The organism is Lentisalinibacter sediminis, from assembly GCF_040706615.1.
Classification (GTDB): domain Bacteria; phylum Pseudomonadota; class Gammaproteobacteria; order Steroidobacterales; family Woeseiaceae; genus Lentisalinibacter; species Lentisalinibacter sediminis.
Genome location: NZ_JAPDRF010000007.1, coordinates 84,104 through 107,506 on the forward strand (window position 1 = coordinate 84,104; position 23,403 = coordinate 107,506).

Annotated in this window: 15 protein-coding genes and 1 pseudogene; 8 read left to right on the forward strand and 8 right to left on the reverse strand. The window is 68.4% G+C overall.

The genetic code is table 11. The annotated features are described in order from the left end of the window. Positions 1–9 precede the first annotated feature (9 nt). A complete protein-coding gene (locus ACJMKX_RS15445) occupies positions 10–1,539 on the reverse strand; it encodes a tetratricopeptide repeat protein (RefSeq protein ID WP_405227446.1) in 1,530 nt (509 codons plus the stop codon). Positions 1,540–1,714: 175 nt separating this feature from the next. On the opposite strand from ACJMKX_RS15445, the gene ACJMKX_RS15450 reads away from it, so the two are divergent. Continuing rightward, complete coding sequence (locus tag ACJMKX_RS15450) at positions 1,715–3,235, forward strand: DUF4139 domain-containing protein (RefSeq protein WP_405227448.1); 1,521 nt, start codon at positions 1,715–1,717, stop codon at positions 3,233–3,235. A 3-nt stretch (positions 3,236–3,238) separates the two neighbouring features. Here the strand turns inward: ACJMKX_RS15450 and ACJMKX_RS15455 are convergent, their stop codons facing one another. From ACJMKX_RS15455 to ACJMKX_RS15480, 6 genes and pseudogenes are all read right to left on the reverse strand, one after another. Then, positions 3,239–4,288, reverse strand: coding sequence for a PA0069 family radical SAM protein (locus tag ACJMKX_RS15455; RefSeq protein ID WP_405227451.1), 1,050 nt, complete (start codon positions 4,286–4,288; stop codon positions 3,239–3,241). Positions 4,289–4,314: 26 nt separating this feature from the next. Then, a pseudogene (locus tag ACJMKX_RS15460) lies at positions 4,315–5,353 on the reverse strand (IS1595 family transposase). 55 nt (positions 5,354–5,408) lie between these two features. After that, positions 5,409–6,131, reverse strand: coding sequence for a DUF3429 family protein (locus ACJMKX_RS15465; RefSeq protein WP_405227454.1), 723 nt, complete (start codon positions 6,129–6,131; stop codon positions 5,409–5,411). Between the two features lies 1 nt (position 6,132). Continuing rightward, complete coding sequence (locus ACJMKX_RS15470) at positions 6,133–6,966, reverse strand: mechanosensitive ion channel family protein (RefSeq protein WP_405227456.1); 834 nt, start codon at positions 6,964–6,966, stop codon at positions 6,133–6,135. Positions 6,967–7,045: 79 nt separating this feature from the next. Beyond that, positions 7,046–7,939 carry a rhomboid family intramembrane serine protease gene (locus tag ACJMKX_RS15475; protein ID WP_405227458.1) on the reverse strand — a complete coding sequence of 298 codons (894 nt, stop codon included), beginning with the start codon at positions 7,937–7,939 and terminating at the stop codon, positions 7,046–7,048. Between the two features lie 297 nt (positions 7,940–8,236). After that, a complete protein-coding gene (locus ACJMKX_RS15480; protein ID WP_405227461.1) occupies positions 8,237–8,884 on the reverse strand; it encodes a TetR/AcrR family transcriptional regulator in 648 nt (215 codons plus the stop codon). Between the two features lie 95 nt (positions 8,885–8,979). On the opposite strand from ACJMKX_RS15480, the gene ACJMKX_RS15485 reads away from it, so the two are divergent. From ACJMKX_RS15485 to ACJMKX_RS15510, 6 genes are all read left to right on the forward strand, one after another. Further along, positions 8,980–10,161, forward strand: a complete 1,182-nt coding sequence (locus tag ACJMKX_RS15485; protein ID WP_405227464.1) for an efflux RND transporter periplasmic adaptor subunit — start codon at positions 8,980–8,982, stop codon at positions 10,159–10,161. Beyond that, positions 10,161–13,310 (forward strand): efflux RND transporter permease subunit, encoded by a 3,150-nt coding sequence (locus ACJMKX_RS15490; protein WP_405227467.1) that lies wholly within the window; start codon positions 10,161–10,163, stop codon positions 13,308–13,310. The genes ACJMKX_RS15485 and ACJMKX_RS15490 overlap by 1 nt, the downstream gene beginning before the upstream one ends. Further along, entirely contained in the window at positions 13,307–14,776 is a 1,470-nt protein-coding gene (locus ACJMKX_RS15495; RefSeq protein WP_405227470.1) for an efflux transporter outer membrane subunit, read from the forward strand. The genes ACJMKX_RS15490 and ACJMKX_RS15495 overlap by 4 nt, the downstream gene beginning before the upstream one ends. 86 nt (positions 14,777–14,862) lie before the next feature. Further along, positions 14,863–15,558 (forward strand): winged helix-turn-helix domain-containing protein, encoded by a 696-nt coding sequence (locus ACJMKX_RS15500; RefSeq protein ID WP_405227473.1) that lies wholly within the window; start codon positions 14,863–14,865, stop codon positions 15,556–15,558. 269 nt (positions 15,559–15,827) lie between these two features. After that, positions 15,828–17,498 carry a serine/threonine protein kinase gene (locus ACJMKX_RS15505; RefSeq protein ID WP_405227474.1) on the forward strand — a complete coding sequence of 557 codons (1,671 nt, stop codon included), beginning with the start codon at positions 15,828–15,830 and terminating at the stop codon, positions 17,496–17,498. Between the two features lie 134 nt (positions 17,499–17,632). Beyond that, positions 17,633–20,401: a TonB-dependent receptor domain-containing protein gene (locus ACJMKX_RS15510; protein WP_405227477.1), complete on the forward strand. Its 2,769-nt coding sequence runs from the start codon at positions 17,633–17,635 to the stop codon at positions 20,399–20,401. 102 nt (positions 20,402–20,503) lie between these two features. On the opposite strand, the gene ACJMKX_RS15515 is transcribed toward ACJMKX_RS15510, so the two are convergent. After that, the gene (locus ACJMKX_RS15515; RefSeq protein ID WP_405227479.1) at positions 20,504–21,379 is read right to left on the reverse strand and encodes an NAD-dependent protein deacetylase; all 876 of its coding nucleotides are present in this window, start codon (positions 21,377–21,379) and stop codon (positions 20,504–20,506) included. Positions 21,380–21,563: 184 nt separating this feature from the next. On the opposite strand from ACJMKX_RS15515, the gene ACJMKX_RS15520 reads away from it, so the two are divergent. Next, on the forward strand, positions 21,564–23,393 hold the full coding sequence (locus tag ACJMKX_RS15520) for an ATP-binding protein (RefSeq protein ID WP_405227482.1): 1,830 nt from the start codon (positions 21,564–21,566) through the stop codon (positions 23,391–23,393). Positions 23,394–23,403: the final 10 nt, after the last annotated feature.

Here is a 23,403-nt window from a genome sequence, read left to right on the forward strand (position 1 = left end):
TAACAGCCCCTAGTCGGCCGGCTCCTTGCCGGGGGCATCCGCGGCGGAATCCGTGCCGGCCGACTGCTCGCGCTCTTCCATGACCGCCGCGATGTCGTCCGGCAGGCGCTCGGCAATATAGGAGAAACGATGGCGGAACGTCTGGCCGGGCGTCGAGACCGGCTGGCCGTCCCGGTAGCGGGGGCGGTACACCATCCGGCGCACCGCCCGTTTGACCTCGTCGTCCATGAGGCCGGGCGGCTCGGATTCGACTACGTCGATGTCTTCCGTGCGGCCACGGGCATTGACGCTGAAAGCCGCCACGACGACACCCCGGTCGAATTCGCGACCGCGGTACACCGGGTTGACCACCGGGTTGGTCTCCTCGTCCGCGTAGGCCGGCGCACGGGCGGGCCGGATCAGCACCGGCCGGTCGAAGCGCCGGTCGCGCATGGCTGCCAGGCTCTCGTGCTCGCTCAGCAGTTCCCAGGCGCGCCGGTATGCGCGGCGCGCCTTCTGCGCCTCGCCCCGCAGCGTGTGATAGTTACCCGTGTCGATAAAGCCCTCGGCCACCAGCGACGGCGTGCTCTCGGGGTGATCCTCCGCGATCTCCTGCGCCCGTCGCAGAGCCCATTCGCCCCGGTTGCTGACCGTCTGCTCGATGTCGTAGAGATAGGTGCGCGCGAGGCCGTTGAGGGGCTCGATCAGGCGCAGGTCATCCTCTCCGTACTCGGCCTCGATGACGTCGATGGCGTGGTTCCACACGTCACGCTCCTGGCTGAACAGGCCGAGCCGGTGCAGCCAGCGGGCCCGGCGCTGCAGCGCGGGCAGGATTGCCGTGCTGTCCTCGCCGAAGCGGCGGGCGTAGAGCTGATAGGACAGGTCCTGGATCTCGCTCGCCTCCTCCAGATCCTGCAGACGCACGAAGGATTCCGCCAACGCGTCGAGGAGGTCCACCTGATCCAGATTCTGGGGGCCCGAGTTCACGTGGGTGAGGTGCACGGCCCGGTCGTAGACGCGGATCGCCTCGTCCGGCCGGCCCGCGTCGAGATAGGTGTTGCCCAGGCCGCGCAGCGGATTGATCAGGTGCTTGCTCAGGCGGCTCTCGACCCGCTCGACGATGTCGATGGCCGCCTCGTAGTTCTGCACCGCCGCCTCGTACTCGCCGTTCTGCTGCTGGGCGATGGCGAGGTTGGTGAGCGCGCGGGCGGTCTGCAGGTCATCCCTGCCGTTCACCTCGATGGAAAGCACCACCACCCGCTTGCCGGCCTCGATGGCGCTGGTATAGCGGCCGCTGTCATACAGGCGCCGGTAGGTCCGGAAAGCCCGGTCCAGTTCGCGGTGCAGGCCCGGGAGTTCGTCTTCCGGCTCGGCCGCGGTTATGGGCAGGCTATCCGCGTCGCCGGCCTCGGGCATCGCGTCGGCGTCGTCATCGGCCGTGGCGGGCGCGACCATGGCGAACACTGCGAAGATCACGGCGGCGAGCGCGCCCACGAGGGTCGGCAGGAGCGCCGCCGCGCCCGGCGGCGGGGACGAGTCCGAACGGCTGTGATCTTTCATGGCGGACGTCATGGCAATCGATTATGGACGGAGCGGCGTCCCGGTCAAAGACCTGTAGACCGGCGATGGCGGCGACAGTTCGCCGCCGCGTGATGACGGCCGGGCCGGGGCCGAACCCCGCACGGCCTGCCGTTGCGTTTACAGTGCCGGAACCCAGACATCCGGAGAATGTGCCGTGACCAGGACCCTGATCCCCATCTGTATCTCCATCCTCAGTCTGCTCGGCGGCGTGGCGGCTGCCGCCGACCCCTCGACGAGCCTCACCATATACAGCCAGGCCCGGCCGGGTGCCGTCTCGCCGGATCTCTACCGGCCGCTGCCCGGCCGCGGGGGCTGGTCGGGCCCGTCGGTGCCGGGTTACGCCATCGTCCGCCAGGACCGCACCGTGGGCCTCGCCCGCGGCCGCGGCACGCTGGAGTTTACCGACGTGGCCGCGCTCATCGACCCTACCACGGTGCGATTCCGCTCGCTGACGGACCCGGACGGGACCCGGGTGCTGGAGCAGGACTTCCGCTTCGACCTGGTCAGCACCGACCGGCTGCTGGAGCGCTACCTCGACCGTCCCGTCACGGTCCACCGCGGCGTGGGCAGCGAGTCCGAGGTGCTCACGGGCACGCTGATGAGTACTACGGGCGGGCTGGTGCTCGGCATGCCCGACGGCACCGTCGAGGTGGTCAGTCAGTACCAGCGCGTCGGCTTCCCGGAGCTGCCGGGCGGGCTGATCACCCGCCCGACCCTGATCTGGGACGTCCTCAGCGAGCGCGCGGGCCGGCATCGCACCCGGGTGGCCTACGAGACTGCCGGCATCACCTGGTGGGCGGACTACAACCTCACCTGGAACGAGGGCGATGACGCCAATTCCGGCAGGCTGGACGTCAATGCCTGGGTCAGTATCGTGAACCAGTCCGGCGCGAGCTACGAAGATGCCCGCCTGAAACTGATCGCGGGCGACGTCCAGCGCGGTCAGGCGCCGGGCTACCAGCAACGCATGCGCACGGAGGCGCTCGCCATGGCAATGGCGGACACAGCGGGCTTCGAGCAGAAGGCGTTCTTCGAATTCCACCTCTACACGCTGGGCCGTGCCACGAGCCTCCCGGACCGCTCCACCAAACAGCTGGAGCTCTTCCCTGCGGCCGCAGGCGTGCCGGCGCGCAAGGTGCTGGTCTATCAGGGTGCCCGCGGCTATGCGGCCTACGGCCAGCCGCGCACGGCCCGGGAGTACGGGGTGGCCTCCAACCCGAAGGTGGACGTCTACGTGGAATTCACCAACCGGCAGACCGACGGCCTCGGCGTGCCGCTGCCCGCCGGGCGCATCCGCGTCTCCCAGGTGGATAAGGCCGACGGCAGCCTCGAGTTCATCGGCGAGGATGTGATCGATCACACGCCCCGCAACGAGGACGTGCGCATCCGGCTCGGTTCGGCCTTCGACGTTACCGGGGAGCGGGTGCAGCGCGACTTCCGCATCGATACCCGGGCCCACTGGCTCGAGGAGGACATAGAGATCACCGTGGCCAACCGCAAGGAGGAGGCCGTCGAGGTCATTGTGCAGGAGCCTCTCTATCGCTGGATCAACTGGGAGATCCTGTCGAGCTCGGACGAATGGGAGAAGGCGGACGCAGGTACCGTCCGTTTCCCGGTCACGATCCCGGCGGATACGGAGAAGACGGTCACCTACCGGGTCCGTTACACCTGGTAGCCGTCAGAGGGTGAGCGCGAGCTGGCCCGCCGGATGCGGCCGCCGGAAGCGCGAGGTGTCCAGCTGCCGCTCGCCCTCGCCGTAGCCGGCGCGGCGGCGGGCCACGGCGAAGCGACGGGCGATGAGCGCGGCGTACTCGCCCGTACCGCGCTGGCGGCGTCCCCAGGCCGGGTCGTAATCCCGGCCGCCCCGGGACTGGCGCACCAGGCTCATGACACGGGCGGCCCGCTGCGGATAGTGAGCTTCCAGCCACTCCCGGAACAGCGGCGCGACCTCGTGGGGAAGGCGCAGCAGCACCCAGGTGGCCCGGTCGGCGCCGGCTGCGGCAGCCGCGGCCAGGATCCGTTCGATCTCGTGATCGGTGAGTGCCGGGATCACCGGCGCCAGCATCAGGGTGACCGGGACGCCGGCAGCCACGAGCCGCTCGATGGTGCGAAGGCGGCGGGCCGCCGAGGGCGTCCGCGGTTCCAGCAGGCGCTTCACATCGTCCTGCAGCGTCGGCACGCTGACCGCCACCGAACAGAGGCCGTCCGCTGCCATCTCGCCGAGGATGTCCAGGTCCCGCTCGATGAGCGCGGACTTGGTGATGACGCTGAAGGGGTGGCGGAATTCCGCCAGCACCTCCAGGACGCCCCGGGTGACGCGACGGCTGCGCTCCGCCGGCTGGTAGGCGTCCGTGTTGGCACCGATGGTGATCGGGCGGCATTCGTAGCGGGGATTCATCAGGGTCTCGCGCAGGCGGTCGGCCGCATTCGTCTTCACGAAGATCTCCGACTCGAAGTCCAGACCGGGCGACAGGTCCAGGTAGCTGTGGGTGGGACGGGCGTAGCAGTACACGCAGCCGTGCTCGCAGCCCCGGTACGGGTTCAGTGACTGCTCGAAAGGGACGTCCGGCGAGCGGTTGCGGCTGACAATGGACACGGCGCGTTCGTCGTGCAGGTGCGTGTCCGGCGCCGGTCCCGCGGCGTCCTCGGGCTCGTTGTAACGGGTTGCGAAACGTCCCGGCGCGCTGGATACGGCGCCGCGGCCGGGTTGCGGGGTCGGCTTGTTCATACTGTATGAAAATAAGGGGTATCCATTCAGCTCCACCTACCCCTAGATGTGGTGTTGTGGGTGATTTGAGCATAGGTGACCGGCTCGGTCACCAGGGCCTGTTCGATGAGCCTATAGAACAACAGACCGCGGGAACCCGAGGTGCGCCGGTTGAAGCGGAAGGTGAACTCATCGAGATAGTAGTCGAGCTGCTTCGGCTGAACGGCACCCTGGTGGGTTCCCATCAGCCAGCGCTTGAGCAGGGCCGCAACCCGGTGGACGCCCGGCATCGTTACGTGGGCGGCATCCTCGGCGCCCAGCATGACCGCCCTCTCGCGACGATAGCCGAGTTCGGGTAACCGGCGATACGCCTCGGAGCCGTCGGTTCGTACCAGAGAACCCGGCTCGATCGCCTCCAGCACGAACGGCACCACGGCGGCCGCGGACTTGTCCGGCACGCGCTGCAGTCTTATGCGCCCGAAGCCGGTCGGCTCCCTCAGTTCGACGGCAACCATAATGATCGAGCGCATTGCGGCTCGCTTCTCGGCAACGCGTTGTTTTTCCTCGGTATCGCGCACCCGGTTGGCCGGCGAACGCCCGACGATGGTCTCATCCACCTCAACCACGCCGTGCAGGCGCTCGCGCCCGGGGCGGATCATCGCGCGGCGAAGCCGATGCAGCATCGCCCAGGCCGTCTGGTAACTGCCCAGCCCCAGCACCCGTTGCAGGCCGAGGGCGTTGACGCCCTGTTTCTGGTTGACCAGGTACCACACCGCAGCCAGCCAGCTGCGAAGCGGTGTGCGCGTCTTCTCAAACACCGTCCCCGCCGTCACCGTGCACTGATGGCGGCAGGGAGCGCAGATCCAGCGACCCCGGCTCGCGCGAAACGCCGCAGCCGCTTCCCCGCACGCCGGACACACAAAGCCCTCGCCCCAGCGAATCCGCTCCAGATACTCACGACAGGCTTGATCATCCGGAAACCAATCGAGAAACTCCCCCCAGGTCCGTGGATAATCACGGCCTGCAACAGGCATTTCGGGGGTATCCGGCATCCCCATATCTTGTGCCAGGTGGAGCTGAATGGATACCCCTTATGAAAATACAGTATCAAGCAGCCGCTGGCCAGAGCCCGGCGGCCGGGTCAGCCGGTGAGGAAAGCGGCGAGCAGACCAGCGCCGAGCAGCAGACAGGCGCCGGCGGTGAGTTGGGTCCTGAGCCGCCGGAACCAGACGGGATAGCCGCCCGGCCACAGCGTGATGCGCTCGTAGCTGTAGATACCGACGAAGCCGGCAATCAGCAGCGCGATGCCGGCGCCGTGAGGCATCAGCAGGGCGAGCCAGCCGACCATTGCCGGCACCACGCTCACCAGGATGCGCTCGCCGCGGCGCTCGCGCCGCTCGTCCAGCGCCAGCCCCCACTGCAGGGCACCCACGAACGAGAGGATCACCGCGCCGTAGCCGGTCAGCCAGTCGAGGAACCAGGCGTCGTTGGCACCGGCCAGGATGGCGGCCACCGGCAGGGCGAACGGCACGAGTCCCGCGTAGCCCATCCAGCGGGCCGGCGAGGTCGCGGCGCCCGGCGGGCCGTCCGCGATCAGCGGGCGGGCCATGAACTCGTTCTCGCCGCCGACGAATTCACCGTCGACGAAGATCATGGGCAGCGTCGGCCAGCCGGTCCCCTGTTGCAGCCGGTGGAAGCGTTCCCGCATGGCAGAATCCCCCATCGGCATCGATTCGAAGCGATGGGGAATCTGTCGGGACTCCAGCGCTTCCCTGACGCGGCGGGTATCCGTCAGCCCGGAGTGGAAGACGACGACCCGCTCGGAGGCGGCGACCGACTCGAGTTGCGGGTCGTCGAGTCTCACCTCAGCTCTTCTGCGGCGTCTCGTAGTACACGTGGACGTCGCGCTGCGGGAACGGGATGCTGATGCCCTCCGCGTCGAAGCGCTTCTTTACGGTCTCCGTGACGTCGAACTTCAGGCCCCAGTAGTCGGCCGCATTGGCCCAGGGCCGTGCCACGATGTTGACACTGGAGTCGGCGAGTTCGGCCACGACGATCTGCGGCGCCGGATCGGCCAGCACCCGTTCGTCGGAGGTGAGCACCTCCTCGATGATCTTCTTCGCCTTGTCGATGTCGTCGGCATAGCCGATGCCGAAGGTGAAGTCGACCCGCCGCGTCTCGTGGGCCGAATAATTGGTGATGATGCCGCCGGTGATCTGGCTGTTCGGCACGATGATCTTCTTGTTGTCCGGCGTCTTCATGACCGTGTTGAAGATCTGCACCTCTTCCACGGTGCCGGCGACGCCCGCAGCCTCGATGTAGTCGCCCACCTTGTAGGGTCGGAAGATGATGACCAGCACGCCGGCGGCGAAGTTGGACAGCGAACCCTGCAGCGCCAGGCCGACGGCGAGGCCGGCGGCACCGAGGACGGCGATCAGAGAGGTCGTCTGGATACCGAGCTGGCCGATGGCCGCGAGGATCACGAAGATCAGCAGCAGGACGCGCACGATGTTGGAGAGGAACTTGACCAGCGTCGCGTCGACGTTCGCCCGCTCCATCAGGCGGCGCAAGCCCTTTGTGATGAGGTTCGCGACCCAGCGACCGATGATGAATATCGCCAGTGCGGCGATGATGTCGACGCCGAACTCCGTGGCCAGGGTCTGTGCCTTCGCGCCCAGCTGCTCAAGATCGAATTCCATGGGGTTTCGCTCCGCTTGGTGGTTGTTGTATGCCGCCGATTCTAGAGCAAGGCGGGCCGGGATCAAGCTGAGCGGGTGGTCAGGACCAGTGCTCGAACGCCAGCGCCCACGACAGCGCGATGATGCCGACGGTGACGAGGCCCGCCGACAGCTGAATGCGCGGCTCTGCGAGCCGGTCCGTATCCAGTCGCGCGCAGGCCAGGCCGAGCACACCGCCGCAGACGAAACCGGTGAGGTGGGCGCCCACGTCGGTACGCTCACCGCCGCTGCCGGTGTAGGCGAGCAGCGCGATGGCGCCCACGATGGGCCCCAGCCGGTACACCCAGCGGTCCTGCGGGTAGAGCCTGCGGCGCCAGGCGAATGCGCCGATCAGTCCCAGCGCGCCGAAAATGGCGGTGGAGGCGCCGACGGCATTGTGGTCCGGTGGCTGGATCCAGGCATTCACGGCATTACCGAACGCGCCGGCGGCCACGATGGCAAACCACGCGACGCCCGATCCGAGATAGTGGCCGGCGAACAGCCCGAAGCCCAGGCCGAAGACCAGGTTGGCGGTGATATGACCGAGATCCAGGTGCAGGGTGAGCGCGGTCACGGTGCGCCACCATTCCCCGTCCAGCACCAGCGCGGCGTTCACCCGACCGGCGCCGAACCAGTCCAGCCCCCAAAGGCTCTGCGAGGAGGCCCACGCGAGCGCGCAGACCAGCAGGAGATAGCCGGCCAGCCCGGGCCAAGGATTCAGTTTGCGGAACACGGGCATCGGCCGGGGCGGGCGCCAGTGCCGGTTCTCGTGCCGCCACTCTGCCAGTTCCTGCCGGGCACGGGCGGCCTCGGCGGCGGGGACCACGAGCAGCGAGCTGCGGCCGTCGCTCAACACTTCGTGGCGGATGCCGACGGACTGCAGCACCAGCGCGCGCTCCCCGGTCTCCCGGGGCCGGGGGGACTCGAACACGACCACGGGTTCTTCTTCTGTCATCTACAAAGAGTCGGGCCGCGCCTGCGACTATTCAAGCGCAATTGCCGTGCCGGCCATGCGCGAAATTTGGGCAACGCGTGGACCGGCGGCACCGCGGCGGTGCAGCCGGCGGGGGAGCGTGGCCGCGTGTGCAGCGCAAGTGCTTGATCGGCGGTGAGGGCGCTTCCTGGCACGGGACTTGCTAGTAGGAAATCGACAGGCGGTCCGCCGGTGCAGGCGGGGCGCACGATCGTTGCCGGCGCGGGCGGTTCGGTGCTTTCTCCCCCGTAGTCAGCGGATTTCCCGCGTCGGCAAACCCTATTCCCGCGGCGATCCGGCGCCGCCGTGCAGCGACAGGAAGCGCTGCACCGTCCGCTGAAGGTGACGCTCCAGCTCCTCCGGTTCGATGGTCTCGCGCACGCGCAGCAGCAGCTCCAGGAAGTAGTGGGCCTTGAACATGGCCACCAGCAGCGAGGCTGCTTCCAGGGGGTCGTCCAGGACGAGCTCGCCCCGTGCCGCGAACCTCGACAACAGCGCGCCCAGGAATTCGCAGTTCTGGGCAGGACCCGCTTCGTAGAACACGCGCGCGATCGAGGGATAGCTCGGGCATTCGCCGGCCAGCAGGCGGAACATGCTGAGCACTTCCTGATCCTGCAGCAGTTCCATGAACTGGCGCCCGAACGCGTGCAACGCCTCCGCGGCCGTCGTCCCCGGCGGCATGGCCTCGCCCTCCAGCCCGTAGTCCGTAACCTTGGTACGGACGCACTCGCGGAACAGGGCGTCCTTGCTGTCGAAATGGGAGTAGACGGTCTGCTTCGAGACGCCGGCTTCGGCGGCGACGGCATCCATCGAGGTGCGTTGCAGGCCTTCCGACATGAACAGGCGCACCGCCGCCTGCCGGATGGCGTCGCGCTTCTGCTGGCTCTTGGGCCGTCCGGGCCGGCCGTGTGTCGCTTCAGTTATCAAACTGGACAGTTCCGTATAGGTAATTTAAGATCAAACTGCACAGTCTAGTTTAGTGCACACGGTCACAGGATGGAACACCTCGGGGAGTCCGGTCGATGAGACAAATTACAGGCCAGGGAACGAGGCCTTCGCGGTACGGCGTCGTCTTCGCCGCGCTGTTGGCACTGGTCGCCTGCGGTGGTGATGGCGGCGATGACCGGACGCGGGACCCGGCGCTGCTGGTGCCGGTGGCACGCGTCGCGGCGGCCGACGGCTACGTGGTGCGCCGGGAGTTTGCCGGACGGGTCGAGGCGGCGCGGGACAGCGCCGTGGGCTTCGAGATCGGCGGGATGCTGGCGGCGGTGCTGGTGGACGAGGGCGACACCGTGGCGGCGGGCGAGCCACTTGCCCGTCTGGATACCGGGCGCCTCGAGGCCCGTGAAGCGGAGGCGGAGGCCGCGCTGGGCCAGGCCGAGGCCACGCTGTCGCTGGCGGAGACGACCCTCGCGCGCACCGGCGAGGCGCTCGAATTCCGCGGCGTCTCGCGGCAGGAATACGACGAAGCCGTGCGTGCCGAGCGGGCGGCCCGCTCCGCCCGGCAGGCGGCCCGGGCACGGCTGGCCAGCGTGCGGGTCGACCTCGACAAGTCGCTGCTGCGGGCTCCGTTCGAGGCGACGGTGACCCGCCGCGCCGCCGACGAGGGCGAGGTGCTGGCCGCCGGCCAGGTCCTGCTCGAGCTGCAGGAGCGCACGGCACCCCGGATCCGTATCGGCGTGGCCGGCGACATGCTGGACGCCATCCGGGCGCGGGACGAGCACGTCCTGCAGGTGGACGGCCGGGAGATGACCGCCCGCCTGCGTGCCGTGCTGCCGCTCAGAGATGCGGCTACCCGGACGGTCGACGCCATCTTCGAACTCGACGGCGGACACCGGGTACTGCCCGGCGACCTGGCCCGGCTCGCGCTGGAGCTGCCCCTAGAGACGCCGGGATTCTGGGTGCCGCTGGGATCCCTGGCCGAAGGCGACCGTGGCGTATGGACGAACTACGTGGCCGTGCCGCTGCCTGCGGGCGAGTCCGCCGGAGAGGCGACCCATGTCATCGAGGCGCGACCGGTCGAGGTGTTGCACGAGCAGGCCGACCGGGTCTATGTCCGCGGCGCCATCGACGGCGGCGAGCGCGTGGTCGTGGAGGGACTGCACCGCATCGTGCCCGGCCAGACGGTACGCGTCGGCGTCCGCCAGGCCATGGGCGAGGTTATGGGTGACGTCGTGGGTGAGCCCCGGACGGAAGTCGAGTAATGGAGCGCCGCCACGTCCCGACGGCCGCCCGGCCGGCGCTTGCGCTGTTCGCCAACCGCCACCTTCTGGTGCTGGGCGTCATCGTCATCCTGCTGGCTGGCCTCTCCGCCATCGGCAGCATGCCGCGCATCGAGGATCCCCGGATCACGAACCGCAATCCGAAGGTGATCACGCTGTTGCCGGGTGCCACGGCGGCGAGGATGGAGGCGCTGGTCACCGACCCCGTCGAGGATGCGTTGCGCGAGATCGCGGAGATCGCGGAGCTGGACTCGAATTCGCGGGCCGGCGTTTCCGTGGTCAACATCCAGCTGCAGGATCGCGTGGGTCCCGGCGAGAACGAGCGCATCTTCTCGCGCATACGCGACCGCCTGAACGACGTGACCGCCGAACTGCCGCCCGGCGCCCGGCTGGACTTCGACGACGAGTTCAGCGCGACCGCCTTCAGCCTGGTGGCCTCGATCAACTGGGAGCAGGGTGGCGAGCCCCGGCTCACCCTGATGAACCGGCTGGCGGAGGAGCTGGCCGACAGGCTGCGCAACGTGCCCGGGACCGAGCTGGTCAGGCTCTACGGCCAGCCAGCCGAGGAGATTGCGGTCACCCTCGACCGGGACCGCCTGGCCGCGCTGGGCATGACCGCCACCGAGGCCGCTGCGCGGGTGGCCGGGGCCGATCCCAAGCAGCCGGCAGGAGCGCTGCGCAGCGGCCAACGCCAGCTCTTCGTGGAGGTGGCGGGCGAGCTCGACTCCGTCGCCCGCGTGGGCTCGATCCCCCTGCAGGGCAACCGCGCGGGGGCGCTGGTGACCGTCGGAGATGTTGCGGAGGTAACGCGGGGCTGGCAGGAGCCGCCGGCGGAGATCGCCCGGACAGGGGGCGCTCGCAGCATCCTCGTCGCCGCGCGCACCGGACCCGAGATCCGGGTGGACCGCTGGGCCGAGGGGGCACGGGCCGCCGTCGAGAACTACGGTGAATCGGTGGGGCAGGGCATCGGCGTCGAGGTGGCGTTCGACCAGAGCCGCTATACGCAAGAGCGCCTGTCCACCCTTGGCGGCAACCTGTTCGCCGGCGCGCTGCTGGTCATGCTGGTGGTCTTCGTCGGCATGGGCTGGCGCGCCGCGCTGATCGTGGGGGCGGCCCTGCCGCTGTCCGCCGCGCTCACGGTGTTCGGCCTGAATGTGCTCGGCCAGCAGATCCATCAGATGACGATCTTCGGCATGATCATCGCCATCGGCCTGCTCATCGACAACGCGATCGTCATGACCGACGAGGTGAAAAAGAAGCTCGACCGCGACGAGGAACGCACGGAGGCCGTCCGCCACGCACTCTCTCACCTGTTCGTGCCGCTGCTGGCCTCGACGCTGACGACCATCCTGGGTTTCATGCCGGTCTTCCTGCTGCCGGGCCCCATGGGGGACTTTGTGGGGCCGATCGCGATCGCCGTGGTCCTGGCGCTCACCGCCTCATTCCTGATCGCGACCACCTTCATTCCGGTGCTCGCCGGCATCAATCTGCGGCGGCGCCGGCAGGAGCAGGCCTATCACTGGTGGGATGCCGGCTTCCGGTCCCGACCGCTGGCGGCGCGCTACCGCCGCCTGCTCACCGCCGCCGTGGCCCGTCCCTGGGTCACCGCCGGCGCCTGCCTCGTGCTGCCGGTCTCCGGCTTCGTCCTGGCCGGCACCCTCGGCCAGCAGTTCTTCCCGCCGGCGGATCGGGACCACTTCGAGATCGAGGCCTGGCTGCCGCCGGATGCCGCGATAGCCCGCACCGCCGACCTGGCTGCTCGTATCGAGGCAGCCGTGCAGCGCGAACCCGGTGTCGAGCGGGTCGACTGGCGCGTGGGCGGCAGTTATCCGACCATCTATTACAACCGCGTGATGCGCCAGGACGGCAACGCCGCCTACGCCCATGCGATGGTCTATACGGACACGCTGGCGAGCGCCAAGCGCCTGACCCGGGAACTGCCGCGCGCGCTTTCCGACCGCTTTCCGGAAGCCTCCATCATCGTCAGTCCGTTCGCCCAGGGGCCGCCGGTGGCCGCGCCGGTGGGCTTCCGCATCACGGGTCCGGACGTCGCCGCGCTGAAGCGCCTCGGCGACGAACTGAGGCGCATCATGCACACCGTGCCCGGGATACTGCAGACCCGCGCCAGCGTGACCGGGGGCGAGCCGAAACTCGCCTTCCGCGCCGATGAGTACGCGGTGCGGCTCGCCGGGCTCAGCCTCAGCGACGTGGCCGGGCAGATGCAGGCGAACCTCGAAGGCGCGACCGGCGGCACCGTGCTGGAGGATCTGGAGGAGTTGCCCGTGCGGGTGCGGCTGTCGCGGGAAGCCCAGGAGACCACGGCGGCGATCGCCGGCTTCTCGCTGCTGGCGCCCGCCCTCGACGGCGAGTGGATCCCCGCCGATGCCGTCGGCGAGATCACGCTGGTACCCGAGGCCGCCAGCATCAGCCGCCGCGACGGCCAGCGGGTGAACAACGTATACGGCTACATCCGTCGCGACGCGCTGGCCATCGACGTCACCAATGCCGTGCGCGAGCGCATGGACGCTGCCGGCTTCACCCTGCCTTCCGGCTATGCGCTCACCGTGGCGGGCGACAGCGAGGAACAGTCGGAGGCATTCGGCGAGCTGCTCGCCTACATGCCCGTACTCCTGCTGCTGATGGCCGCGACCATCATCCTGTCCTTCCGCAGCGTCACGCTGGCCGCGCTCATTGGCGTGGTCGCGGTACTCTCGGTCGGTCTGGGCATGCTTTCGCTGTGGGCCGGCGGCTATGCGCGCGGCTTCAACGCCATCATCGGCAGCGCCGGCCTGATCGGCGTGGCCATCAATGGCACCATCGTCGTGCTGGCCGGCATCCGGGCCAATCCGCGCGCCCGCTCCGGCGCCGCGGATGCCATCGTGGAGGAGACAGTGGGTGCGACCCGGCACATTGCCAGCACCACGCTGACGACCGTGGGCGGTTTCGTGCCGCTGCTCGTCTTCACCGGCGGGGATTTCTGGCCGCCGCTGGCCATCGTCATCGCCGGCGGCGTGTTCTTCTCCATCACGCTGTCGCTCGGTTTCACGCCGGCCGTCTATCGCCTGCTGCACCGGCGTCGGTGGCGTCGGGCCGAGGCCGCGGCGGTGGCCGGCGGGAGCGTGCCGGCATGAGCAACCGCCTCCTGAAACGCGCCGGGCTTGCCGTGCTCATGACGGCCGGTGCACTGGGCCTCGCCGGCTGCGCGGTGGGACCGGATTACGAGCCGCCGGAGAGCGACGGCGGGCAATGGCTGGCCACGCCCGACGGCGTCACGACGGAGAGCCTGCCGGCGGAATGGTGGTCTCTCCTGCGGCAGCCCGAGGTCAGCGGCTACGTCGAGGCGGCGCTGGCCCAAAACCGGGACCTGCGCGCGGCCGTGGCCCGGGTGCAGGAGGCACGGGCGCTTCGCGGTGTGGCCGCGGCCGCGCTGTGGCCCCGGCTGGACGCCGAGGGCAGCTATACCTGGTATGAGCAGAGCCTGAACTCGCCCGGTGCCGCCTCCCAGATCATCAGCGCCGGGCTGGCCCCGAGGGACGGCGAGTTCTACAACGCCCGTCTGGACGCGAGCTGGGAGCTGGACCTGTTCGGCGCCTCCCGCCGGCGGCTGGAGGCGGCGGATGCCGGCAGCGCCGCGGCGGCCGCCGCCGCCGCCGGCACCGCGCTCTCCGTGGTCGCGGAGACCGTCAGCGCCTGGATCGAATACCGCGGCGCCCGCAAGCGCCTCGCGGTCACGCGCCGTAGCGTCGACGCCCAGGCCGAGACGCTCGCGCTCACGCGCTCCAAAGTCGAGATCGGGCTGGCCCGGGAGCTGGACGCCCTGCGGGCCGAAGCCGAGCTGCGCGCGACGCGGGCTCGGTTGCCCGCGCTGCAGGCCGCAGCTGCCGCGAGCGCCGACCGGCTCGCGGTACTCACCGGTCGTACGCCAGGCGAAGTGCGGGCCGCCCTTGAAAGCGAACTGGCGCTGCCCGAGTCACCGGCGAGCCTTCCGGTCGGCCTGCGCGCCGAGATCCTGCGTCGCCGTCCGGACGTGATCGTGGCGGAGCGCGAACTCGCCGCCGCCACGGCACAGGTGGGCGGCGCGACCGCGGCGTTCTTCCCCCGCCTGGCGCTCGGCGCCAGCGGCGGTTTCGAGGCGGGCGACGTATCGAATTTCGCCACCGGTGACAGCCGTACGGTCGGCATCGTGCCTTTCCTGCGCTGGCCGGTCTTCCAGGGAGGCAGGCTGCGGGCCGAGCTGCGGGCGGCGGAGGCGCGGGAGAGCGCTGCGCTGGCGCGCTACGAGGGCGCGGTGCTGCGCGCGCTGGCCGATGCCGAGTCGGCCCTGGCCGCCTGGGCCGGCGAGCGCGGCACCCTCGCGGAACTCAGGCAGGCCTCTGCGGCAGCCGCGCAGGCAGCGGACATCGCGGCCCGGCTGTACGAGAAGGGGCTCGGCGATTTCCTGACCGTGCTCGACGCCGAGCGCCGCCTCGCCGAGACCGACGACGAGCGGGTGCGCGCCGAGATCCGCACGCTGCTCGCGCTGGTGCGCGTCTACAAAGCCCTCGGTGTCGGCATCGGCGTCGACACGGGGTTCGGTTGGCAGGACGGCGCGTCGTAACAAAACGGCAATGAATCCTTAACGTCACTTTAAAAACGGGGTGATCTCCTTGGTGCCGGGAAAAAAGCAACAAAGACGGCGCTGCCATGGACCCCGCCACCATATTACTGGTCGACAACGACGTCGCATGCCGCGCTGAACTCGCCCGGCACCTGCGGGAACTCGGACACAAGGTCAGCGAGGCCGACACGGCCGGCCAGGCCGTGCGCGAGGTGCGGGACCGTCTGCCGGACCTCATGGTGCTCGAGTCGCTGCTGCCGGACATCCACGGCGTCGAGGTGCTGCAGGACGTGCGCCGCAACGACCGGCTGCGGCCCCTTCGCGTCCTCATGACCTCCCGCGCGCCGGCCTCCCGGGACGTGGTCCGCGCCTTCGAGTCCGGCGCCGACGATTTCGTCGGCAAGCCCTACGTGATCGAGGAGATCATGGCGCGTATCGGCGCCTGCCTGCGCAGACCGGCAAGCTCGGGAGCGAGCAATGTCCTCAGCGCCGGCGAGATCCTGGTGGACCAGTCGAGCCACCGGGTTACCGTGGCGGGCAAGCCCGCCGCACTCGCGCCGCGGGAGTACCGGCTGATGAGCTTCCTGGTCTCCAACCCGGACCGGGTGTACAGCCGCAGCCAGCTGCTGATCTACGTCTGGGACCGGGACACCCAGGTGGGCCCGCGCACGGTGGACGTCCACATCCGGCGGCTGCGCAAGATCCTGGAACCCTACGGTATTGCTCACTACATCCAGACCGTGCGCGGCAGCGGTTACCGGTTCTCGTTGCACGACAGCTGATGCGGGAACGACTTCGTGTTGTCGGATCAAGACATTACGGGCGGGTGCTCGATCAGCCTCCGGGAGTCGTCATCAATCTGTAACAGAGATGTCACAAAACGTGAGCATTCCGGGCGTAGATTGCATGCCCTCGGCGGCCCGGTCCGCTGCTTCGCCGATGAAAACAACAACGCAGAGGAAGAGCGGCGCCGTACCCGGCCCGGACTCACATCGGAAATTCACGACGCGCAGTGAAGCGCATGAACGAACCCTACGCCTGGAGAAAACTGATGAATCGTAAAGTCTTGTTTGCCACCGTCCTCGCCGGCGTCGCGCTTGCCGGCTGCGACAGCGGAGACATCAACATCTCGCCGCAGACCGTCGACAACAGCGTCGACAACAGCGTGTCGAATCCCGGCGGCGGCACGACCAACCCCTGCGCCTCGTACGTGACCTCGGGTGGTCAGACACTCCAGGGCAGCTACGACGGCACGAACTGCACCTACTCGCCGGCCTTCGCCGACGCGGGCAACAACCTCACCGTCGACCTCATTGTCCCCGACCTCCCGAACGATGGCGCCCACATCTTCGAGGGCAGCCTGTTCGTGGGCGAGAGCCTGGAAAGCGATGCCGAACTCGCCGCTGCCGGCATCGCCGAGGGCGGTGACGGCCCCGTGCTCAGGGTCGAGCCCGGCGCGACGCTGGCCTGGCGCACCAGCGCGAACTTCCTAATCATCAACCGCGGTGCCCAGCTGTTTGCGGTCGGCCGCGAGGATGCGCCCATCACTTTCACCTCGGAGTCTGACGTGCTCGGCACGGTCGGCCCCGAGGAAGTGCAGCAGTGGGGCGGCATGGTCATCAACGGCTTCGGTGTCACCAACAAGTGCTCCTACACGGGCACGCGCGACGTCGACCTGCAGCTGGACGGCGAGTGCCATGTCGACGCCGAGGGCGCGGCGGGCCTCGACGAGTCCGTGTACGGCGGCGACAACGACGACGACAGCTCCGGCCGCCTCGAGTACGTGGTGGTCAAGCACACCGGCGCCACGGTCGGTAACGGCGACGAGCTGAACGGCATCTCCTTCGGCGGTGTCGGCCGCAACACGGTCGTGCGCAACCTGCAGGTCTACTCCACGTTCGACGACGGCATCGAGATGTTCGGCGGTTCGGTCAGCTTCGAGAACTTCGTCGGCGTCTACGTCCGCGACGACTCCATCGACATCGACGAGGGCTGGAACGGTTCCATCACCAACGCGCTGGTCATCCAGTCCGAGACCGACGGCAACCACTGCATCGAGTCCGACGGCATCGGTTCCTTCAGTGACCTCGATTCGGCCGTGGTCGAGGACTTCATCGCCCGGGGCCTGAACAGCAACTTCACCATCTCTAACCTCACCTGCATCGTGTCGCCGAACGGACAGGGCACGGCCACCCACGACCCGGGTGCAGGCTGGCGTCTGCGCGAAGGCCTGTTTGCCCGGATCAACGATTCCCTGCTGATCGGCTCCTTCGCCGACGCCGACACCACCAGCGGTAACGATAACTACGGCATCCGCATCGACAACCGCACCCAGCAGGCGGCCCTGGACGGCGACCTCGAGTTCAACTCGGTGATCATGGCTTTCGAGGAGGCCTTCCGCGGCCAGACCTTCCCGGACGGCACCACCACCGAGGAGAGCTTCTTCGCTGCCGAGGGCGGCGTCTCCGCCACGATCACGGGCGCGACGGACGCCACGGCGGCGGCCGACCCCGACCTGCAGCTCCTCGAGCGCGACACCGACGGCATACCAGTCTTCTCGATCCCCTATGCCACGATGTCCGTCGACGGCGCGGTGCCGGCCGGCGCCCCGCAGAGCGGCGATTTCATCGGCGCCGTGTCGCTGGGTATCCCGGACTGGACCCAGAACTGGACCTACGGCATCCATCCGGACAACCGCGCCCAGGCGCTGTGGTTCGAGTGACAGGCGCTTCCGCCGCTTGAGTCGGACCCCGGGGCGCCACTTCCTGAATGGAGGTGGCGCCCCTTCAGGGTTCCGGCAGCCTCGCAGCTGCCTATACGCAGCAATTTGCAGGAAACCAGACAACAGGCACAGTCATGAAGAAAGCCGCAATCGCCAGGACACCGCTGGCGCTCGCCATCTCGCTGATACTGGCGGGTCACCAGGGCAGCGCACTCGCGCAGGAGGTGGGTGAAGACGGAGCGCCCCAGCGTCCCGCTATCGAGACGCCCGCCGACAACGAAGTAATCGACGAGATCGTCGCCGTCGGCCGCTCGTTGAGCGCGGCGGAGGATCTGATCAACGAACGCATGGACGACTCCGTGGTGGTCGACCTGCTCGGCGCCGAGGCCATGAGCCGCCTCGGCGACTCCACGGTGGCAGCCGCACTTCGCCGCGTCCCCGGCCTCACACTGGTGAACGACAAGTTCATCTACGTGCGCGGGCTGGGCGAGCGTTACTCGTCCACCTCGCTGAACGGCAGCCAGATTCCGTCGCCCGATCTCACCCGCAACGTCATCCCGCTGGACATCTTCCCCACGTCCATCGTGGAGTCCATCCGCGTGCAGAAGGCCTGGTCACCGGAGCTGCCGGCCGACTTCGGCGGCGGCGCGGTGGACATCCGCACGAAGACCGTCCCGGATGCCTTCACCGTCGAGTTCGAGTTCGGTACCGGCACGAACACCGAGGTCAGCGGCGACGTGCTGACCTACCCCGGCTCCAGCGATGACGACTTCGGCACCGACAGCGGGGCGCGCAGCCTGCCCGCCGAGTTGTCGCAGCAGATCGCGCGCTTCAACGGCGACGTCAGCGTGAACGGCATCGCCAGCACCCTGCGTGCGGAGAATCCCGGCCTGAGCGCGGCCGAGGCCTTCCAGCAAGCCGACCAGATCAACCGGGAGCTCGCCACCCTGCTGAACCGGGGGGTTGGACTGGAGCGCAAGGACCCGCACCCGGACATTGACGTGCGCGGCAGCATCGGCAGCAACTACGCTCTGGGCGAACTCTGGAATCTCGGTTTTCTCGTCGGCGCCGGCTACGAGACGCAGTGGCGCGAGACCCGCAGGATAGCGCGCAACTTCCAGTTCCCCGAGGAACGCACCGATATCGAGAACGAGACCACCCGCAATGTCAGCATCACCGGCAACCTGAATCTCGGTCTGCAGTTCGCAGACGATCACGAGATCTCCGGCACGACCCTGTTCCTGCGCAACACGGACGACGAGACCGCCATCCGCAACTTCTTCAACGAGAACCGGGAGAAGTCCGACGGACTCGGATTCCAGAACGTGCGCTACGAGTTCGAGGAGCGCAACATGGTGGTCAACCAGCTCCGCGGCACCCACCGCATCGGCGACGACACGCGCGACGTGCTGCCCGAAGGGCTGGTGGGCCTGGTGGGCTGGCTTCCCACCGACGCGGAGTTAGAGTGGCACTGGTCGGATTCCCGCGCGCGCACCGATATCCCGAACCAGGTGGACATCGAGCTGCAGACGGTCACCGACCCGGAGACCGGCGATGTGCTGTCCTCGGCGGTGGCCCTGAACAACCGGGCAGCCGATTATCGCTTCACCGACCTCGACGACAGGGTGGAGAACTATGGCTGGGGACTCACGTACCCGCTCGCCTTCGGCAACTCCTTCGTCGACGTCGGCTTCGGCTACGAACACGACCAGAAGGCGCGCACCTACGACCAGCGCCAGTTCAGCATCGGCCCCGGCAGCGGTATCAGCGATTTCGACATCCTGCAGGGCGGTCCGGACGACCTGGGCTCCATCTTCTCCACCTCGAATCTGCTGGATCCTGCGAACGACTTCATCTTCGCCATCCAGGGTACGAACAACCAGAGCTACCTCGCCGCGACCATGACCGACGCGTTCTACGGCAAGCTCGACTGGACCTGGAACGACACCTGGCGCGTCGCAGGCGGTCTGCGTTGGGAGGACTACAAGCAGGTGGCCGTGGACTGGAACCCCCTCAGCTATTCCATTCAGAACCCGCAGGTGACGACGGATCCCGACCAGCTTGCTGAGCAGGCTTTCCAGAAGGACGAGATATTCCCCTCCATGGCGGTCACCTACATGGGCTCCTGGTGGGCGGACACCTTCCAGCTCCGCTTCGGCTTCAGCGAGACCTCCGTGCGGCCGGATCTCCGCGAGATCACGGATGCGAGCTACATCGATCCGCGCACCGGCGACCTGGTGGACGGCAATCCCGGTGTGATCCCGGCTGACGTCACCAACTACGACGTCCGCGGCGAGTGGTTCTTCGGTGGCGGCGACAACCTGACCGTGACGCTGTTCTACAAGGACATCGATAACCCCATCGAGTTCTTCGAATCGGCGGCCAGTGACACCACGACGGCCCGCGAGATCGTCAACGCGGAGTCGGCGGAGGTCTACGGGATCGAATTCGAAGGTCTGAAGGAGCTCGGTTTCCTCGGCGACTTCATGTCCTCGTTCTTCGTCCAGGGCAACGTGACGCTGCAGGACTCCGAGCTGGTGGCCGGGCCCGAGGCGGATGCGCCCACCAACGATGTGCGGCCTCTGACCGGCGCCTCCGAGTACGTCGCGAACCTGTCGCTGGGCTACGATTCGCCCAACGGTCAGCACACGGCGTCGATCGGCTACAACGTCTTCGGCGAGCGGCTCTACGTCGCCGGCCGCAACGGCGCGCCGGACGGCTACGAGCAGCCCTTCCACTCGCTGGACTTCGTCTACTCCTGGTATCCCACCGACACCATCACGGTGAAGGCCAAGGTGCAGAACCTCCTGCAGGAGAAGATCGAGATCGAACGCGAGGGTGTGGTGACCTTCGAGGAAGACCCGGGCTCGACCTTCGCGATCAGCTTCCAGTACCGCCTCTGACAGGTCCCCGACCGCAAGGCCGCCCCGCGGGTTGGGGCGGCCTTTCTCTTCCCACGGTAGGAGGGCCTTCAGGCCCGACCTCTTCGCGCCGTAGCAGGGCCTTCAGGCCCGATCCCCCTCCAACACGGCCCCCAGCACCTCCCCGCAATCCCCGTCCACCTTCAGCGCCGCCAGCTCGTCGGCCCGCGTACGCCCCCGGTTGACGATGGCCACGGCCTTGCCGGCCTCCGCGGCGTAGCGGGCGAAGCGGAAGCCCGAGAAGACCATGAGCGAGGAGCCGACGACGAGTAGCGCATCCGCGCGGCCGAGCGCGGCGCGGGCGTCGGCGACCCTGCCGGGCGGGACGGCCTCGCCGAAGAAGACGACGTGGGGTTTGACCACCCCGCCGCAGCGGGGACAGGGCGGCACGACGAAGCCGGTGTAGTCGGCGTCCGCGAGATCTACGTCACCGTCGGGGCGGTCGGAGGCGGCGCCGACGTACCGTTCCCAGGCCGGGTTCAGAGCCGCCACTTCAGCTTGCCAGTCGGCACGGGACAGCTCGGTCCGGCATTGCATGCAGACCACCGTGTCGATACGCCCGTGCAGATCGATCACGTCCGCCGTGCCCGCCTTCTGGTGCAGTCCGTCCACGTTCTGGGTGACGAGGCGCTCGAGTCGACCCCGTTCCTGCAGTCCGTTGAGGGCATGATGCGCGGCATTCGGCCGCGCCGCCGCCATGCGCGGCCAGCCCACCATGCTGCGCGCCCAGTAGCGCTGGCGGACCGAATGCCGGGCCATGAAATCCGCGTACTGCACCGGCCGGGCATGCTTCCATTCGCCGGCCGGGTCGCGATAGTCGGGGATGCCCGAAGCGGTGCTGCAGCCGGCGCCGGTCAGGACGAACAGCCGGGGATGGCGCCCCAGAAAACGGGCCAGCGCCTCGGTGCCGGCACCTTCCGGCGATTCGGTCTCCGGGATTTCTTGTCTGAAACGAGACATTGTCGGTTTTTCGCGTCTCCGTGCGCTCCCTACCATGGACCGTCACCGGCCGGTTGCGCTGCCGGCCCGGCTGGGCCGTCGCGCGGACCGCGGTCGGCGCAATGGCCACGCTGTGATAGGCATCACGGCGCACGTCCGGCTGCCGGGATAGTCTTGCGCGCATTATGTAAGGGGAGCCCCTGCGATGCTCAGAAACGCTCTTGCCGCCGTCGCCGCGCTCGCTCTGGTGGGGGTGCTCGCGATGCTGGTCGTCCAGTCCCGCGCAGTCGACTCCGAATACTATGTGACTTATGGCAACAGCGTAAACCTGCTGCGTCAGAGCCAGAACGAACTCGCGACCCTCGAGGAAGGGCTGCAGACGGCCTTCCGCGAGGGGCGCCCCGTGCCGGCGGCCACGGCCGGCCTGGTGGAGCGTCTGGCCTCCAGACGCGACGAGCTTTCGGCCACGGTGCCGGCGGCGGATGATGCGGCGATCGCATCGACATTGTCTGGCTACACGTCGGCGCTCGATGAGTCGCTGGCGGCAGCTCGACGCTTCCTCGACAGCCACGCGCAACTGGCAGAGTCGGCATCGGTCATCCGCAGCGAATCCCCGCTGCTGGTGCGCGATCTGCGCAGTTTCGGGCTGGAGGAGCTGTCCCAGGACGTATTCGCACTGGCGGTCGGCGCGCTGGACTTCGCCGGTGGCGGCGGCGAGACGACCGCCGAGACGATCCGGAGCCGTATTGCCGAACTGGAATCGGACCCGGCGGCCATGGATCGGGTGCCCGGCAAGCTCGACCGCCTCGCCGAGGCGGCGCGCACGCTCACGGCCGTGCGTGACCCGACGGGTGCCGCACTCGCCGCGCTCGCCGATACGCAGGCGAGCGACCGTGCCCAGGCCTTGTTCGCCGCGTTGCGCGCCCACAATCGTGCCGTGGTCGGCAGTGCGGACCGGGCCCGGCTGATGCTGGCCGTGCTGAGCCTGCTGCTGCTGGCCAGCATCGCATTCGTCGGCTGGCGTCTACATCAGAGCTATCGCGTGCTGAACAGCGCCAACGCGGAGCTGGAGGTGCTGAACGCCTCGCTCGAGGAGCGAGTGGAGGCCCGGACCGAGCAGCTGACGAAGGCCTATGAGGAGCTGAAGGAATCCCAGTCCCAGCTGGTGCACGCGGAGAAGATGTCCTCGCTGGGCGAGCTGGTGGCGGGCATCAGCCACGAGATCAACACGCCGCTGTGGTACCTGCTGAGCAACGCGACCCTGCTGAAGGAACGGCTGGAGCACTTCGATCAGTTCGCGGCGGAGGCGGGCCGGCTGCTGGAGCAGCTGCGCAACGGCCGCCAGGACCGGGAGGCCTTCGTCGCCAGCCTGCGCGCCATGGATCGCCAGCTCAACCAGGACGGCCTCCGGGACGACCTGGAAGAGTCCGTCGACCTCGTCGGCGACAGCATCGAGGGCCTGGAGCAGCTCGCCGAGATGGCCCAGAGCCTGAAGGACTTCAGCCGGCTGGACCGTGCCACGGTCGGCGAGTTCAACGTCAACGAGGGTCTCGACAAGTCGCTGCTGATCGCAAAGAACGTGCTCAAGCACAAGGTCAACGTGGAGAAGGACTACGGTGACGTACCTACGGTGCGTTGCGCTCCGTCCCAGATCAACCAGGTGTTTCTGAACCTGATCAAGAACGCGGCCGACGCCATCGAGGGCGAGGGGAAGATCACGCTCTCCACCCGCCACGAGGACGGACACGTACTGGTCAGCATCGCGGATACGGGCAGCGGCATACCGGAGGACGTCATGACGAAGATCCGCGACCCGTTCTTCACCACCAAGGAAGTGGGTCAGGGCACCGGCCTCGGCCTGTCCATCGTCGACAAGATCATCACGGCCCACATGGGAGAACTGGTGATCGAGTCGGAGCCCGGGCAGGGCTCCGTGTTCACGGTGAAGCTGCCGGTGGAGGCGATGGGAGACGCCGACGCCGCGAACGAATCCACGGACCAGGCCACGGCGCGGCCACGCGCCGCGGCGATGTAGGGGATCGGCA